The organism is Gordonia sp. LMA484 (genome assembly GCF_058129505.1).
Genome location: NZ_CM176700.1, coordinates 5,496,074 through 5,511,644, shown reverse-complemented (window position 1 = coordinate 5,511,644; position 15,571 = coordinate 5,496,074). Strand labels below are relative to the sequence as shown.

General features: G+C 67.9%; 12 protein-coding genes. 8 read left to right on the top strand and 4 right to left on the bottom strand.

What is annotated here, in order from left to right; genetic code table 11:
* Window positions 1–19: 19 nt before the first annotated feature.
* The gene (locus AC4AMJ_RS24475; RefSeq protein WP_489898589.1) at window positions 20–454 is read right to left on the bottom strand and encodes an SRPBCC family protein; all 435 of its coding nucleotides are present in this window, start codon (window positions 452–454) and stop codon (window positions 20–22) included.
* Between the two features lie 176 nt (window positions 455–630).
* Here AC4AMJ_RS24475 and AC4AMJ_RS24470 point away from each other — a divergent pair, with 176 nt between their 5' ends.
* On the top strand, window positions 631–1,473 hold the full coding sequence (locus tag AC4AMJ_RS24470; RefSeq protein WP_489900702.1) for a cutinase family protein: 843 nt from the start codon (window positions 631–633) through the stop codon (window positions 1,471–1,473).
* 386 nt (window positions 1,474–1,859) lie between these two features.
* On the opposite strand, the gene AC4AMJ_RS24465 is transcribed toward AC4AMJ_RS24470, so the two are convergent.
* Window positions 1,860–2,072: an RNA-binding S4 domain-containing protein gene (locus AC4AMJ_RS24465; RefSeq protein WP_489898590.1), complete on the bottom strand. Its 213-nt coding sequence runs from the start codon at window positions 2,070–2,072 to the stop codon at window positions 1,860–1,862.
* Between the two features lie 59 nt (window positions 2,073–2,131).
* Between AC4AMJ_RS24465 and lysX the strand changes: the two genes are divergently transcribed.
* From lysX to AC4AMJ_RS24435, 6 genes are all read left to right on the top strand, one after another.
* Complete coding sequence (lysX, locus tag AC4AMJ_RS24460) at window positions 2,132–5,530, top strand: bifunctional lysylphosphatidylglycerol synthetase/lysine--tRNA ligase LysX (protein WP_489915281.1); 3,399 nt, start codon at window positions 2,132–2,134, stop codon at window positions 5,528–5,530.
* A 54-nt stretch (window positions 5,531–5,584) separates the two neighbouring features.
* Window positions 5,585–6,151, top strand: a complete 567-nt coding sequence (gene rraA, locus AC4AMJ_RS24455) for a ribonuclease E activity regulator RraA (protein WP_489915279.1) — start codon at window positions 5,585–5,587, stop codon at window positions 6,149–6,151.
* 10 nt (window positions 6,152–6,161) lie between these two features.
* Window positions 6,162–7,715 carry a succinic semialdehyde dehydrogenase gene (locus AC4AMJ_RS24450; RefSeq protein WP_489915277.1) on the top strand — a complete coding sequence of 518 codons (1,554 nt, stop codon included), beginning with the start codon at window positions 6,162–6,164 and terminating at the stop codon, window positions 7,713–7,715.
* A gap of 207 nt (window positions 7,716–7,922) precedes the next feature.
* Window positions 7,923–9,098 carry a PQQ-dependent sugar dehydrogenase gene (locus AC4AMJ_RS24445; protein WP_489918506.1) on the top strand — a complete coding sequence of 392 codons (1,176 nt, stop codon included), beginning with the start codon at window positions 7,923–7,925 and terminating at the stop codon, window positions 9,096–9,098.
* 14 nt (window positions 9,099–9,112) lie between these two features.
* Window positions 9,113–9,913, top strand: coding sequence for a cyclase family protein (locus AC4AMJ_RS24440; protein WP_489915275.1), 801 nt, complete (start codon window positions 9,113–9,115; stop codon window positions 9,911–9,913).
* A gap of 261 nt (window positions 9,914–10,174) precedes the next feature.
* On the top strand, window positions 10,175–12,262 hold the full coding sequence (locus AC4AMJ_RS24435) for an ArnT family glycosyltransferase (RefSeq protein WP_489915273.1): 2,088 nt from the start codon (window positions 10,175–10,177) through the stop codon (window positions 12,260–12,262).
* Window positions 12,263–12,320: 58 nt separating this feature from the next.
* Here AC4AMJ_RS24435 and AC4AMJ_RS24430 read toward each other — a convergent pair whose 3' ends face one another.
* A complete protein-coding gene (locus AC4AMJ_RS24430; RefSeq protein WP_489915271.1) occupies window positions 12,321–12,950 on the bottom strand; it encodes a histone H1-like repetitive region-containing protein in 630 nt (209 codons plus the stop codon).
* Between the two features lie 92 nt (window positions 12,951–13,042).
* Complete coding sequence (locus AC4AMJ_RS24425; RefSeq protein ID WP_489898598.1) at window positions 13,043–13,735, bottom strand: DUF6474 family protein; 693 nt, start codon at window positions 13,733–13,735, stop codon at window positions 13,043–13,045.
* 183 nt (window positions 13,736–13,918) lie between these two features.
* Here AC4AMJ_RS24425 and AC4AMJ_RS24420 point away from each other — a divergent pair, with 183 nt between their 5' ends.
* Window positions 13,919–15,571 carry a TM0106 family RecB-like putative nuclease gene (locus AC4AMJ_RS24420; RefSeq protein ID WP_489898599.1) on the top strand — a complete coding sequence of 551 codons (1,653 nt, stop codon included), beginning with the start codon at window positions 13,919–13,921 and terminating at the stop codon, window positions 15,569–15,571.

The following is a 15,571-nucleotide window of genomic DNA, read 5'->3' as shown; positions in this document are numbered from 1 at the left end:
CTCGTGTGCGACCTGTCGGTCAGACGCGCGTCAACGCCCGTCGCATCTGCTGCTCGACCGAGTCGGCAAGGCGGGTGAATGCGAGTTGTGCCAGCGGGTCGCCCAACCGGGCCAGACCATTGAACTGCACATGTGCGTGATAGGTGATGATCGTCGCCGCATCACCGGCGGTGCCGAACATCAGGTCCTCGGTCGACGTGGCCGTTTTGTTCCGGCCGGTGAACACCAGGCGGTCGGGTTCGTCGCGCATCAGCTCGTAGGTGAGAGACGTGGTGACGCCGTACAGCTTCGACGTGTTCAGCCACTGGGTGCCGAGGCCGATCGGGTCGGTACCGATCTGCTCGCACTGTTGGGTTCCGGGGTCCCAGTCGGCGGCATTGGCGAAATCGCGGAGGTACGCGACGACGTCCTCGCGCGTGCGTTCGACGGTGAACGTCCGGGTCACGTCGACCACAATGGCTCCTTTGCATCAAGACGACCAGCAGCTTTCTCTGATCATTCGGCACCGCGCCGACAGCGGATGGGTCACGCCCTAAACTCTGGAGACGACGCGTGCCGGCGCGACTGGGAGGGGCGACTATGCGTCTGCTGCGAATACTCGTGACAGCGGCGATGGCCGTGGTGGTGGCGATGGGAACCGCAGTGCTCGTGGCGCCGACGGTGAGCGCTGCACCCGGTGGATGTCCGAGACTCTATGTTCTGGCGATCCCCGGCACCTGGGCGAACGGCGCGAGTCCGGGCATCATGGGCGACGTCACGTCCGGCCTCGGACCCGAGACGCGTGTGCAATTCGTCGGATATGACGCGACGGCGTTTCCGTGGGAGAAGGCCGTCTACGGCAAGTCGAAGGCGCAGGCCGTGGCCAATGCGACCGGATTGGCGGTCACCATGTTGCGGCGGTGTCCGCGCACGCGAATCGCACTCACCGGCTACAGCCAGGGCGCCGACGCCGCGGGTGACCTGGCGTCCGAGATCGGCACCGGTCGTGCGGCGATCCGACCGGGGCAGGTCGCCGGGGTCGTGCTCATCGCCGATCCGCGGCGCTCCACACGTGACAATCTGATCGGTCCACCCCTGACCGGACAGGGTAGCGGCGGCCCCAGGTTGAACGGCATGGGATGGCTCGCACCGCGGGCGTTCACGATCTGTGAACCCTCCGACCTCTACTGCAACGTCCCCCGCGACTACTACATCACCCGCATCGCCGGCTATCTCGCCGAGACGAGTGATCCCACGCCCAGCCAGATCGCGCAATACCAGCGCGAGGCCGGGGTCATCGTCGCCGAGCTCATGACGCTCGGTGGGCCCGGCAAGATCGTCGAAGAACTCGGCAACGCCCGCGCACGCGAGCAGATCCGGTCGTTCAACCAGTTCCTGCAGTCGGGGGCACACGGAAACTACGCGGCGTTCGGAGTGCGACCGGGCGTGACCGCGGTCGGGTGGGCGCACAACTACCTGGCACGGCTCGCGTAGCACACCGCGAGATCATCCGGGGCGCCGGAGGATCCGTGTTCCGCTCAGCGGGCGTCGCTACCAGCGAGGTAACGCTGTGCGTGCGATCATCGATGTACATGAATGACTGACATCACTGGTCGTAGAGCTTGGGTGCGGACCTCCGAGCCACTACAGTAAGCCGAAGATCGAGTCCGATGTAACAAACAGGGAAGTGATTGGTCATGAGGTTGTCCAATGCGTCCTCAAGTCCCCGCCGAAGCTCGAAGCTGAGCTCGATCGCCGTAGTCCGACTCGGTCGCGGACGTTCGGCACGAATGTTCCCCGCCGAAGCGGAACGCCTCATCACCCCGGCCGAACTCCGCCGGCTTCAGGCCTGATCATCCGAATGCTGGACGCGTAGCGCCTCACCCGCGGGTGACGCGCACCTGCAGGCCGCCGACCTCCACCACATCCCCGGGCGTCAACTGCCGACCCCGACGGGTCTCCACCTCGCCGTTCACCGACACCAATCCGTCGGCGATCACACCCTTGGCCTCCGCGCCCGACTCGATCAGATTGGCCAATTTGAGGAACTGGCCCAACCGGATCGAGTCGTCACGAATCGGAACGTCATCCATCCCCGACATCTTGCCCAACCTCGGCCGGTTGAGCGAGCCGGGACCTTAACGTTTAGGCCATGACGTTGGATATCCCGCCCGGGCCGGACGTCGTCGAGCACGCACTCGACGACTCGCCTCCTGAACGCTCCGCGGCGGAACGCCGTTCACGCGACCTCATCGAACAGATCCGGTCGCCCCGCGGCTTCGGCCGCGCGGCTCCCCGCGTCGCCGGAACCGTCGTGGGGGTGATGGCGACCGTCGCGCTGCTGACGAGCCTGTTCCCCATCATCCGGCGTCTCATCCACGTCCCGCGTGACTACGTCGACACGTTCATCGTCACGCTGCCCGACACCAGCTTCGCGTGGGCCTTCGTGCTGGCGCTGGTGGCCTTCTCGTTGTCGATGCGCAAGCGGATGGCGTGGTGGATCTGCGTCGTCTACCTAGCGCTGTTCATGATCGGCAACGCCATCTATCTGGTGCCCGCGCTCGCCGACGAGCTCGACGTCACCGGCAACGACCGCATCAACCTGTGGATCGGCCTGGCCATCGACCTCGCCGCATTCGTGTATCTGCTACTCGCCCGCCGCCAGTTCTACACCCGGGTCCGACGCGGCGCGGTGCTCCGGGCACTCGGCGTGCTCATCGTCGGCCTCATCATCGGCTCGCTGCTGGGGTGGGGCCTGGTGTGGCTGTTCCCGCACACCCTGACCCGCGCCGACCGGCTGCCCTACGCGGTGAACCGGGTCGTCGCATTCGGTGCGGTGGATCAGGAACCGGCGTTTCAGGGCAGACACGCGCTCCCGTTGGTCAACGGGCTGCTCGGACTCTTCGGAGCGCTCGCGCTGATCGCGGCGGCGATGGTGCTGTTCCGGTCGGTGCGCCTGAAATCACTCATCACCGCCGATGACGAGCGACTCATCCGCGCGCTGATCACACGATTCAACGACGACGACTCGTTGGCCTACTTCTCCACCCGGCGCGACAAGGCGGTGGTCTTCTCGCCGGATGGTCGCGCCGCGATCACATATCGCGTCGAGCTGGGGGTGGGGCTGGCCGGTGGTGATCCGATCGGAGACCCCGAGTCGTGGGGGGACGCGGTCGCCGAGTTCCTCGCGCTCTGCGAACGCTACGGCTGGCATCCGGCCGCCATGGGCTCGAGCAGCCGCGGCGCGGAGGCCTTCGACGCGGCCGGGTTCGGTTCACTCAACATCGGCGACGAGGCGATCATCTACACCCGCGGCTACAGCATCAACGGTCCCGCGATGAAGGGTGTGCGCCAGGCGGTGTCCCGCACCAAGCGAGCCGGCATCACGATGCGGGTCCGCCGGCACAGCGAACTGTCGGAGGCGGAGATGGCCGAGGTGGTCGCCCGAGCAGACGCCTGGCGCGACACCGACGAGGAGCGCGGGTTCGCGATGGCGCTCGGCCGGCTGGGCGATCCGTCCGACGGTGACTGCCTCCTCGTCGAGGCGGTCGACGGAGAGGGGACCCCGGCGGAAAAGGTCGTCGGGATGCTGTCGTTCGTGCCGTGGGGCCGCAGCGGCGTGTCACTCGACGTGATGCGGCGGGACCGGGGTTCGGTCAACGGGATCGTCGAGACCATGGTGACCGAGCTGGCCAAGAACTCGGAGCAGTACGGCATCACCGAGATCTCGCTCAACTTCGCCACGTTCCGGGCCTTCTTCGAGCACGGCGCCGAGATCGGGGCGGGGCCGGCGATGCGTGCGACGTATTCGGTCCTGATGTTCGGATCGCGGTTCTTCCAGATGGAGTCGCTCTACAAGTCCAACGCCAAGTATCGGCCGGAGTGGCAACCGCGCTACCTCTGTTACGAGGACAGCCGGATGATGCCGCGGGTGGGTCTCGCCGCGATCGTCACCGAGGGATTCGTCCGGCTCCCGCGATTCGGGCGTGCCCGCCACTACACCGAGGGGACGTCGGCGATCCCGGCGGGCATCGACGTGGACGCCCTCGTCGCCCAGCTGGCGGCCGAGGCCGATCAGACCACCGTCGACGTGCATCGTCCCGAACAGGTACGGGTGCGCCTGGCCAAGATGGAACGGCTGATCGACGAGGGTTTCGACCCGTATCCGCCCGCGGACGCGCCGACGCACTCGATCGCTGCGGCGGTCGCCGCGCCGGAGGGCACCGTGGTCACCATCGCAGGGCGCGTCACGCGGTTGCGTGACTTCGGCAAGGTGGTGTTCGCCGACGTACACGACTGGTCGGGGCAGGTGCAGGTCCTGGTCGAGAACGCCCGATTGATCCCCGGTACACCGGATTTCGGAGCCGACGTCGATCTCGGCGACCTGATCGAGGCGCGGGGTGTGGTGGGGGCGAGCCGCTCCGGTGAACTGTCGATCCTCATCGACGCGTGGCGTTTCAACGGCAAGTGTCTGCGGCCGCTGCCGGACAAGTGGAGTGGTCTCACCGACCCCGAGGCGCGGGTGCGGCAGCGCTACGTCGACCTCGCGATCAACCCGCGCACCCGCGAACTACTCGCGACCCGCAGCGCGGTGGTGAAGTCGATGCGCGACTTCCTCTCCGCGCGAGGGTATCTCGAAGTCGAGACGCCGATTCTGCAACAGATCCACGGCGGTGCGAACGCGACACCGTTCCAGACCCACATCAACGCCTACGATCTGGACCTCTACCTTCGGATCGCGCCGGAACTCTATCTGAAACGTCTCTGCGTCGGCGGTGTGGAGAAGGTTTTCGAGATCGGTCGCAACTTCCGCAACGAGGGTGTCGACTTCAGCCACAACCCGGAGTTCACCAGCCTGGAGGCATATGAGGCGCACAGTGACTACCTGAAGATGCTCGACCTGACGCGGGAGATGATCCAGCACGCCGCCACCGTGGCCTACGGTGCACCGGTCATCGTGCGCACCGATGCCGACGGAAACGAAGAACGCATCGACATCTCCGGAGAGTGGCCGGTGCGCACCGTGCACGACGTCGTGTCCGAGGGTGCCGGCGAGGAGGTGACGCCGGAGACGTCGGCGGAGGTGTTGCGCGCGATCTGCGATCGCCTCGACATCGCCCATCGACCGGACTGGGACGCCGGACAGATCGTGCTCGAACTCTACGAACACCTCGGTGAGGACCGGACCACCTTCCCGACCTTTTACACCAACTTCCCGACATCGACGTCGCCGCTCACACGGGCGCACCGATCCATTCCGGGTGTCGCCGAGCGGTGGGATCTGGTGGCGTGGGGAGTGGAGCTGGGTACTGCCTACACCGAGCTGACCGATCCGGTGGAGCAGCGCAAGCGGTTGACCGACCAGTCGATCCTGGCGGCCGGTGGTGATCCGGAGGCGATGGAGCTCGACGAGGACTTCCTGCAGGCGCTCGAGTACGCGATGCCGCCGACCGGCGGCCTCGGCGTCGGCGTGGACCGGGTCGTCATGCTGATCACCGGACAGTCGATCCGCGAATCGCTGGCGTTCCCGCTGGCGAAGCCCCAGGAGTGATCTAGCTGTACCCGCCGGTAACATCTACCCGGTGTTCGGCCTAAACTGGGCGGCATGACCGAGTTGACCTTCACGCCGACCGCCGACCTCGTGGACGAGATCGGCGACCTCGTGCGTAGCTGCGACACCCAGTTCACCCAGTACGGCGCCCGCCGGGAGTTCGTCGGCCGGGTGACCACGGTCAAGTGTTTCCAGGACAACGCGCTGCTCAAGTCCATCCTGTCCGAGCCGAACCCCGGCGGCGTGCTGGTGGTCGACGGCGCGGAGTCGGTACACACCGCACTGGTGGGGGACATCATCGCCGAGCTCGGCCGCTCGAACGGGTGGGCAGGGATCATCGTGAACGGCGCGATCCGCGACGCCAAGGCGATCGGCGAGATGGAGATCGGGGTGAAGGCGCTGGGCACCAACCCGCGCAAGTCCAGCAAGACCGGCGTCGGCGACCGCGACATCCCGCTGACCATCGGCGGAGAGACCTTCCACCCCGGCGACATCGTCTACTCCGACGATGACGGGATCGTGCTCCTCACCGACGAGACCGCTGCCGGTGAGAACGCTGCCGACGAGACAGCTGCCGACACACCTGTCGTCGAGACCCAACCCGCCCCGAGCGAGAGCTGAGGAAGAACCCATGCCGAAGCCCACCGGAGACTACTTCCGTCGCCTCGCAGCCATCGTCGCCATCGACGATGCCGACGCCCGCCCCACCCGCCCGGTGCTGGAGGCGTTCAGCGGAGCGGAGATGGCCACCATCCCGATCGGTACCGCCGAGGATCTCGAGGCCGCGGTCGCGCGGGCCCGGGCCGCCCAGGAGGGCTGGGCGAAGCAGACCCCCGAGCAACGGGCGGAGGTGCTCGGCCGGTTCTCCGAACTGGTGCACCGCAACGCCGCCGCGCTGATGGACATCGCGCAGGCAGAGACGGGCAAGGCGCGCATCTACGCGCAGGAGGAGGTGCTCGACGTCGCGCTCACGGCGCGGCACTACGCCACCACCGGCCCCAGGACACTGGCCGAGCGCAAGGTCAAGGGCATGTTGCCCGGTGCGACGAGTGTGCGGGTGCGGTATCAGCCCAAGGGTGTCGTCGGCGTGATCAGCCCATGGAACTACCCGCTGACGCTGGCGGTCTCCGATGCGGTGGCAGCGCTGCTGGCCGGCAACGGTGTGGTGATCAAGCCCGACAGCCAGACCCCCTACTGCGCACTGGCATTGGCCGAACTCCTCTACGAGGCGGGTCTGCCGCGCGAGCTGTTCGCGGTGGTTCCTGGGCCGGGAATTGTTGTCGGACAAGCGATCGTCGCGAACACAGACTACGTGATGTTCACCGGGTCGTCGGAGACCGGCGCGGCATTGGCCGAGCAGGCGGGACGCCGGCTGATCGGCTTCTCGGCCGAACTCGGCGGCAAGAACCCGATGATCGTGACCGCGCGGGCCGACATCGACCGGGCGGTCGAAGGTGCTGCGCGGGCATGCTTCTCCAACTCCGGTCAGCTGTGCATCTCGATCGAGCGTCTCTATGTGGACAAGGAGATCGCCGACGAGTTCACTGCGAAGTTCGCCGCCCACGTCTCCGCGATGACGCTCGACGCCACCTATGACTTCTCCGCCGACATGGGATCGCTGGCGTCGGCGGCTCAGGTGGACACGGCCGAGGCACACGTGCAGGACGCGGTGGGCAAGGGCGCGAAGGTGCTCGCCGGGGGACGTCGGCGCGCCGACCTCGGTCCGTTCTTCTTCGAGCCGACGGTGCTGGCCGACGTCTCCGACGACATGACCTGTTACGCCGACGAGACCTTCGGGCCCGTCGTGTCGATCTATCCGGTCGACTCCACCGACGAGGCGATCAAGCTGGCCAACGCCACCCGTTACGGACTCAACGCGTGCGTCTTCGCCGGCAGCAGTGCCGAGGCGAACGAGATCGCCGACCAACTCCGGGCCGGCACGGTCAACATCAACGAGGGCTACGCCGCCGCATGGGGTTCCACGGCGGCCCCGATGGGCGGCATGGGTATCTCCGGTGTCGGTCGCCGCCACGGCGAGGAGGGTCTGCTCAAGTACACCGAGCCGCAAACCGTCGCCGAGCAACGCTTCATCGGCATCGACCGGGCCCCCGGTGTCCCGCAGGGCATCTATCGCGCGGTGACCCCGTACGCGGTCCGCGCACTGAAGTACCTGCCCGGTCGCTGAGGGTAGCCCGCCCCCGAAAACCGCCCTCAGCACGCACCCGCCCCTGAAAACCGCCCTCAGCTCACGCCCGCCCCCGAAAACCGCCCTCAGCAGGGCCGACGTCGGCGATTTGCCGACCTCGGCCCGCTCACGGGTGGTTTTCGGCCGCGGGTGCGAGCGTCGGGGGGTTACGGTGGCTGCGTGACCGGACGCCGGATTCGCTCTTTCATGGCCCGCGCCGCTGCGGTCGGCGCCCTCTGCGCGGCGCTGTCGACCGCGCTCGGCGCGCCCGGTCAGGCCAGTGCCGCACCACCGCTGTCGGTGTCGACGGTCGCGTCCGGACTCGACCACCCGTGGGACCTGGCCCTGAGTCCCGACGGCGTCATCCTCACCGGTGAACGTTCCGGCAGGTTCGTCGCGGTGATGCCCGGGGGACAGAGCAAGACGGTACGCGCGGATCTCTCGCACCTGTTCGCGGTGAAAGAGGCCGGCCTGATGGGGTTGGCGCTCGATCCACGTTTCCGACAGACCCGCCGCGTCTATTCCTGCCAGGCAGAGACGACATCGGCGTTCGCGCCGAGCATCCCGGGGTCGGTCGCGAATCTTCCGCTGCCGTGGCCCAATACCGGTCAGGTGATCAACGTCGTCGCCTGGCGTGTGAGCAACGACTGGTCGGTGATGGTCCGAGAACGCACGGTGCTGACCGGCATCCCGCTGACTGCGGCGGGCCGCCACGCCGGCTGCGGGCTGACCGCCGCGGCGAACGGCACCCTGTGGATAGGCACCGGAGACAATGCCATCCCGACCAACCCCCAGGACCGCAAATCGTTGGGCGGCAAGGTATTACACATCAATCCCGACGGCACGCCGGCCGCCGGGAACCCGAATCCGGGTAGTCGGATCTACACTCTCGGACATCGCAACGTCCAAGGTGTGGAGATCCAGCCGGGGACCGGGCGCGTCTATGCGATCGAGCAGGGGACCGACACCGACGACGAACTGAATCTGTTGCGGGCCGGAGCCAATTACGGGTACAAGCCGGACCGGACGCCCTTCATCTACGACGAATCGGTGCCGATGACCGACCCGCAGCGGGTCCCGGGAGCGGTCGGAGCCGTATGGCGATCCGGGAAGCCGACGATCGCAACCCCGGCCCTCACCTTCCTGCCCATGAGCGGATGGGGGGCGCTGAACGGCGCGGTGGTGATCGCGGCGCAGAAGGGCAAGCACCTGCTGTTCGTGACACTCGACGATGCGGGCACCCAGGTCGTCCGAACCGTCAATGCCCAGCAGGACACGTATGGGCGGTTCCGCGGACTCGCCATCGATCGAGACGGCTCGCTGTTGGTGACCACCGACAACGGTGGCTCCGACCGGATCCTGCGGATGCGATTAGCAGGCTGAACAGAGGCGGAAACATGTGTGACGACGAGGTGGTTCGGCAGGCCCACGAGGAGGCTCGACGCTTTTCGCGACGTGACGCATTGCGGATGACAGGTGGTGTCGCCGGTGGCGTGGCCGGGATGGCCGCAATCGGATCGTCGTCCGGTCGCGCGAACGCGGCTCCGTCGGTACAAGTTGTCGATCTGACTCACGTCCTGTCGAACGATTTCCCGCTCTGGCCGGGGAGCGCGCCGGTGGTGTCGCTGCCCACGTCGAGTGTCGGTCCCGGCAATTCGGGATTCGCGACGCGGTGGATGTCGTTCTCCGAACACTCTGGAACGCACGTGGACGCGCCCGCACACAAGATCGGTGACGGGATCACCGTCGACCGTATTGCTGCTCGAGATCTGCTCGCACCTCTCGCCGTGATCAGCATCGCCGCACGTGCGCGGAGAAATCGGCGGACCACGCTGACCGAGAAGGACATCGAGGCCTACGAGTCGAAGCACGGCCGGATTCCGGCGGGCGCTCTGGTCGCCTTGTACAGCGGATGGCAACCACGGACCGGCGGCGTCGATGCGCCGGGATTCGATGCCGACGCGGTGACGATGCTCGTTCGCGAGCGCGGGGTGGTGGCGATCGGGACCGACACCTTGAGCATCGACCTCGAGGACTCGGTTGGTGCTCATACCGCGATCTTGGGCGCCGGTCGTTATGCCGTCGAGGCGATGGCGAACCTGTCATCGGTGCCCGCCGCCGGGGCGACCGTGGTGGTCGGGGCGCCCCGCTTCGCCGGCGGCACCGGTGGCCCGGCCCGGGTGTTGGCTGTGCACTGAGCATTTCTCCCCGCAAAGTTCGCCGAAAACCACCCGTGAGCGAGCCGAGGTCGGCGATACGCCGACCTCGGCCCTGCTGAGGGCGGTTTTCAGGGGCGGACAGACGGGCAGGGGCGGACGGACGGGCAGGGGCGGACGGGTAGAGGCGAACCAGGCAGAGACGGACGGGTACCGCTCACAGGCTTCTCCCAGGCACCGTCCAGCCTGGCGGGAGGCCCGGGGCCCACTGTGGGATCAAGACATCCGATACAGGAGGACCCCATGACCACAGTGCTGGAACGTCCGGGCGCATCGACGCCCGGCGAACCGCCGCCCCCGGCCGGGACTGCAGGCCGACGTGTCGCGGACAGGCCGCGACCCAAGCGCGCCGTGGGCTGGAGCCCGTTCGCGCTTACCGGCCTGCTGGTGGCGACGGCCGTGCTCTACCTCTGGAACCTGGCGGCCAGCGGGTATGCCAACACGTTCTACGCGGCCGCCGCCCAGGCCGGATCGCAGAGCTGGACGGCGTGGTTCTTCGGCTCGCTCGACTCGTCGAACTTCATCACCGTGGACAAGCCGCCGGCCTCACTGTGGGTCACCGGCCTATCGGTGCGGCTGTTCGGGATGAACAGCTGGGCGGTACTCGTGCCGCAGGCACTGATGGGCGTCGCCGCGGTGGCGCTGGTCTACTGCGCGATGCGACGCACCTTCGCCGATCCGCGGCACGGCACCGCCGCGGGCCTGATCGCCGGTGCCGTGCTCGCCTTCACCCCGGCGGCCGCACTGATGTTCCGGTTCAACAACCCGGATGCCCTGCTGGTGCTGTTGATGGTGGCCGCGGGCTATGCGTTGACCCGGGCGATCGGGACCAACTCGGGCCGCTGGCTGGCCCTGGTGGGCGTGGCGTTGGGCTTCGCGTTCCTCACCAAGATGCTGCAGGGGCTGCTCGTGCTGCCGGCCTTCGGCCTGGCCTACCTGCTGTTCGCGAACAACGGCTGGCTCAAGCGGATCGGTCATCTGATCGCTGCGACCGTCGCCCTCATCGCGTCCGCGGGCTGGTTCGTGCTGGCCACGATCCTGGTACCCGCGTCGGCGCGTCCGTACATCGGTGGGTCGACCGACAACACCTTCATGGACCTGGTCTGGGGCTACAACGGCGTGGGACGCATCAGCGGTGGAGCTGCCGGGGGCGGTCCCGGCGGTGGCGGGCAGGCCGGTGGATCGTTCGGTGGCTCGACCGGACTCGACCGGCTGTTCAGCTCCGAGATGGGCAACGAGATCTCCTGGTTGCTGCCGGTGGCGCTGCTCGCGCTCGCCTTCGCCGTCTACCTGGGATTGCGCAGCTTCCCGATCTTCCGGTTCACCAACGGACTCACCCGCGTGGAGGGCGGCGCGGTCGTCGCCTGGGGCGGCTGGCTCGTCGTCACCGGACTGATCTTCAGCTTCATGAGCGGCACCATCCACCCGTACTACACCGTGGCCCTGGCGCCGGCGATCGGTGTGCTGATCGGGATGGGCGGCGTGTTCGCGTGGCGCCGTCGGGACAACTGGGATGGCCGGATCGCCCTCGCCGGATTGATCGGGCTCGCCGGTTGGTGGTCGATCGTCTTGTTGAACCGCAACGACTTCGGACCCGAGTGGTGTCGCTGGCTCATCGGCGCCGCCACCGCGATCAGCGTGATCGTGATGCTGGTCGGGAGCGTGATGGCATGGCGCAAGGCCGTGGCCGGAGCGATCATCGTCGGTGCGCTGGCCGGAGCCGGTGGCAGTGTCGGGTTCGCCATCGCCACCGCCGCGACCCCGCACAGTGGATCGATCCCGACCGCGGTGCAGACCTCGACGGAGAGCGGCGGTATGGGTGGTCCGGGCGGCGGAATGCCCGGCGGCACCAATGGACCGGGTGGAAACGGCACCACGTCGTCGACGACCGGGCACTCAGGCTCGTCAACAGATCAGGCCCCGACAGGTCAGGCCCCGACGGGTCAGGCGCAAGCCGGCACGACGCAGGACGGCCGGCGTGGCGGTGGTATGGGTGGCGGCGGTATGGGTGGCGACATCTCGTCGAACACCGAACTGGTGAACCTGCTGAAGTCGACCAACACCACCTGGGCGGCGGCGACCAATGGCTCGCAGTCCGCGGCCGGCATCGAGATCGCCACCGGCACAGCGGTGATGGCCATCGGCGGATGGAGCGGAGACCCCGCACCGACGCTGCAGCAGTTCATCCAGTACGTGCAGGACGGCAAGATCGCCTACTACGTCGGTGGGGGCCAGGGCGGCCCCGGCGGCAACTCCGAGATCGCCACCTGGGTTGCGCAGAACTACACCGCGACGACGGTCGGCGGGACCACGGTCTACCAGCTGATCTGATCCCAACAGACGAAACCGCCCGTGACGCATGTGCGTCACGGGCGGTTTCGGTGTGTGGTCAGCGTCGTCGGCGCAGGACCGCGACGACGATCAGCAGCAGACCGCCGAGCACACCGGCGGCGAGGATCGGCAGGGTCCGGTTCTCGCGCGGCAACTCCGACGGAGCGCCGGCGCGTAACTGGGCGAAGGTGGCCTGCCGCGCATCCGATTCGGCGACCACGTCCACCACGGCAGGCGACGGTCGCGAGGGCGGTGACGCCGGTGCCGTGGATGCGGGCCCGGACGGCCCGGTCGAGGCGGACTTCTTCGCCGGCGCCTTGTTCGCGGTGGCCTTGTTCGCGGTGGCCTTGCTCGCGCCGGCCTTGTTCGCGGTGGCCTTTGCGGCCGGTGCCTTCTTTGACGGGGCCTTTTTGGCCGGCGTCTTCTTGGCTGCGGCCTTCTTCGCGGGCGCCTTGTTTGTCGCGGCCTTCTTCGCAGCGGCCTTCTTGGCGGGCGTCTTCTTGACCGGCGCGGGTGTGGGCGCGCCGACGTCGCTCGCGTCTCCGGCCGGCCCGTTCTGCTCGGCGGCCCCCGAGGTCGCGGGCGGCGCAGTCGCGGACGTCCCCGTCACCTCGCTCGACGTCTCTCCGGCCGATTCACCGTCGGAATCATTCTCGTTCGGGGTGTTGTTCGGGCCGGGGTTGGTCATCCGTGTCACGCTCCCTTGCGCGTTTGATCGTTGCGGCGGGTCAGGGCCTCATCCTATGTCGAGGATCGATGGCCTCACCTGCCGACCGCGGATCAGGCGTGAACGCCCAGTCGCGCCAGGATGTCGGCGTCGATGGCCTCGAGCTCCGACTCGATCGACTGGTGCGCGGTGCGGCGCTGAGACGACGGCATCGCCTCGGCGGCGTCGACCGCGATCGCCAGGTTGTCGAGGCGGGTGCCCATCGCCGAGACGAACGCCGCCCCCTCGTCGGAGGAGTCCTTGGTGGCGACCTTCTCGAGCGCCGACCGGGTTGTGCTGATGCGTGCCGACAACGTGGCGCCGTGCCCGGAGAACTGCCGGAGCACCTCCGGTGACACGCCGGCCCGGCTCGCCTGCAGCGCGGTCAGTTGGCCCCGGGCGGCCACCGCGGCACGGTAGGCGATCGGCACGACGATCGGTGACACCAGACGGGCGACGGTGAGATAGCGCTTGACGCTCACCGGACTGAACCGTTGGGCGTCGGCTGCCGCCTTGGCCTTGGCGGCGGTGGCCTTGGCATCCGCCTTGGACGCCTTGACCTGCGCCTTTCCGGCCGCCTTCGTGTTCTTTCGCTCCTGCTTGAGCTCCTTGGTCCGGAACTTCCGCTCGGCGCGACGACGGGCCTTCTCCGACTTCCGTGCGCCCTTGGCCTCGAGCTTTGCCTCCAGCTTCGCCTTGGTCTTGAGCGCCTTGGCCTCGGCCTTGCGCTGGGCACGGGTCTTGCCGTCCGACGAGAAGAATCCCATCTGAGGACCTACCTCCTGTGTGGTTTCGCGGCTCTGTGGACCCGACGGTCGGGGAAACACCGAGCGGGCGTCGAGTGCATCGCTACAAGCATTACATAGGCTCGTACGGGGCGGACCCGCGCGAACACGTCGGTGCACGCGGAGCGCAGACGCGCGGCGAGTGGGTCGGGAAAGGACGGGCGAGTGGCCACGGTGGTGCTGCATGCGCGCGATCTCGCCGGATGTGAACATCGGCTGTCGCTGGACCAGTCACATCCCGACATGGTCCGGGCCCGGCCCGACACGCCGGAGGCGCAACGCCGCAAGGACGCGGCCGCCGACCATCGTGCCGGCGTCCGCGAGATGGTGCGCGGCCTGCACAGTGATCAGCCACCCGGCACCGTCGTGATCATCGATCCCGAGTCCACGCACTCCGAGCGGGTGGAGGCGACGCTGGCCGCGTGCGCCGACAAGGCGGCCTGGATCTGGAACGCCACCCTGCCCACCGACCGGGACGTCGGGCGTCGGGGCCACGCCGAACTGCTGATCCTCGACGGTGCGGGATACGTGCCCGTGATCGTCGTGAACCATCGCGTGAGCTACGAGGCCAAGGCGGGCAACGGCAACGGCAACGGGACCGTCACCAGCCCGGTGTGGACATGGGCACCCGCGTTCGACCCGACCCGCAACGGTCGCAACAATCGTCGCGACCAGCTACGACTCGCGCAGCTGACCGCCATGATGGTCGAGCTCGGACTCGCGACGTCGACACAACCGCAGGAGCTGCGGGCGGGGGTGATCGGCCTCGACGCCGACTGCATCGTCGTCCATGAGATGGCGCCCCTGCTCGCCGACTACGCCGAGACCTTCCGGCGACGCATGGCGATCGCCGAACAGCGCATCGCCACCACACCCCTGCGGATCGGGGAGTGCCGAAGTTGCCCGTGGTGGGCGCGATGTGGACCCGAACTCGAGCAACGCCGAGATGTGAGTCTGGTGGTCGGCGGCAACCAGAGCCGCATCCTGGCCGACGCCGGCATCACCACGATCGATCAGCTGGCCCACTACGACGGACGCCCCCCGGCCGAATGGCCGGGCAACGCACGGTTCGATGACGCCGTGCTCAACGCGATCGCTTGGCTGACCGGCATTCCGCTGATCCGTCGGCTCGACGAACCTGATGTTGCGCGCGCCGACGTCGAGGTCGACGTCGACATGGAGAGCTACGGCGAGCTGGGTGCCTATATGTGGGGCACCTTGCTGACCGACAACACCGATCCGTCGCGCCCGGTTCGCTATCGGGCGTTCGTGACCTGGCAGCCCCTGCCGACGGCCGATGAGGGCCGATCGTTCGCCGAGTTCTGGACCTGGTTGTCCGCGGAACGCGAGGCCGCCCGAGCGGCAGGGAAAACCTTTGCCGCATACTGCTATTCGCAACAGGCCGAGAACCGGTGGCTGCTCTCGTCGGCCACCCGGTTCGCCGGCGCACCCGGAGTTCCCAGTCGCGACGACGTCGAGGCGTTCATCGCGTCGGACGACTGGGTGGACATCTACGAGGCGGTGGGCCGCAACTTCGTGTGCCCCAACGGCAAAGGCCTCAAGCGTGTGGCACCGGTCGCCGGATTCGGCTGGCGCGACGCCGAGGCCAGCGGCGAGGCGTCGATGGACTGGTACCGCGAAGCGGTCGGACTCGGTGGTACACCGGTCGATCCGTCACAGCGTGAGCGTCTGCTCGAATACAACGAGGACGACGTCCGGGCGACGAAGGCGCTCCGCGAGTGGATCGATCTGCGCGCGCGAGACGAGGTCCCGCACGAGGATCAGGTGCTCGAGTTCCGGAGGCACGGCACCGCGTGA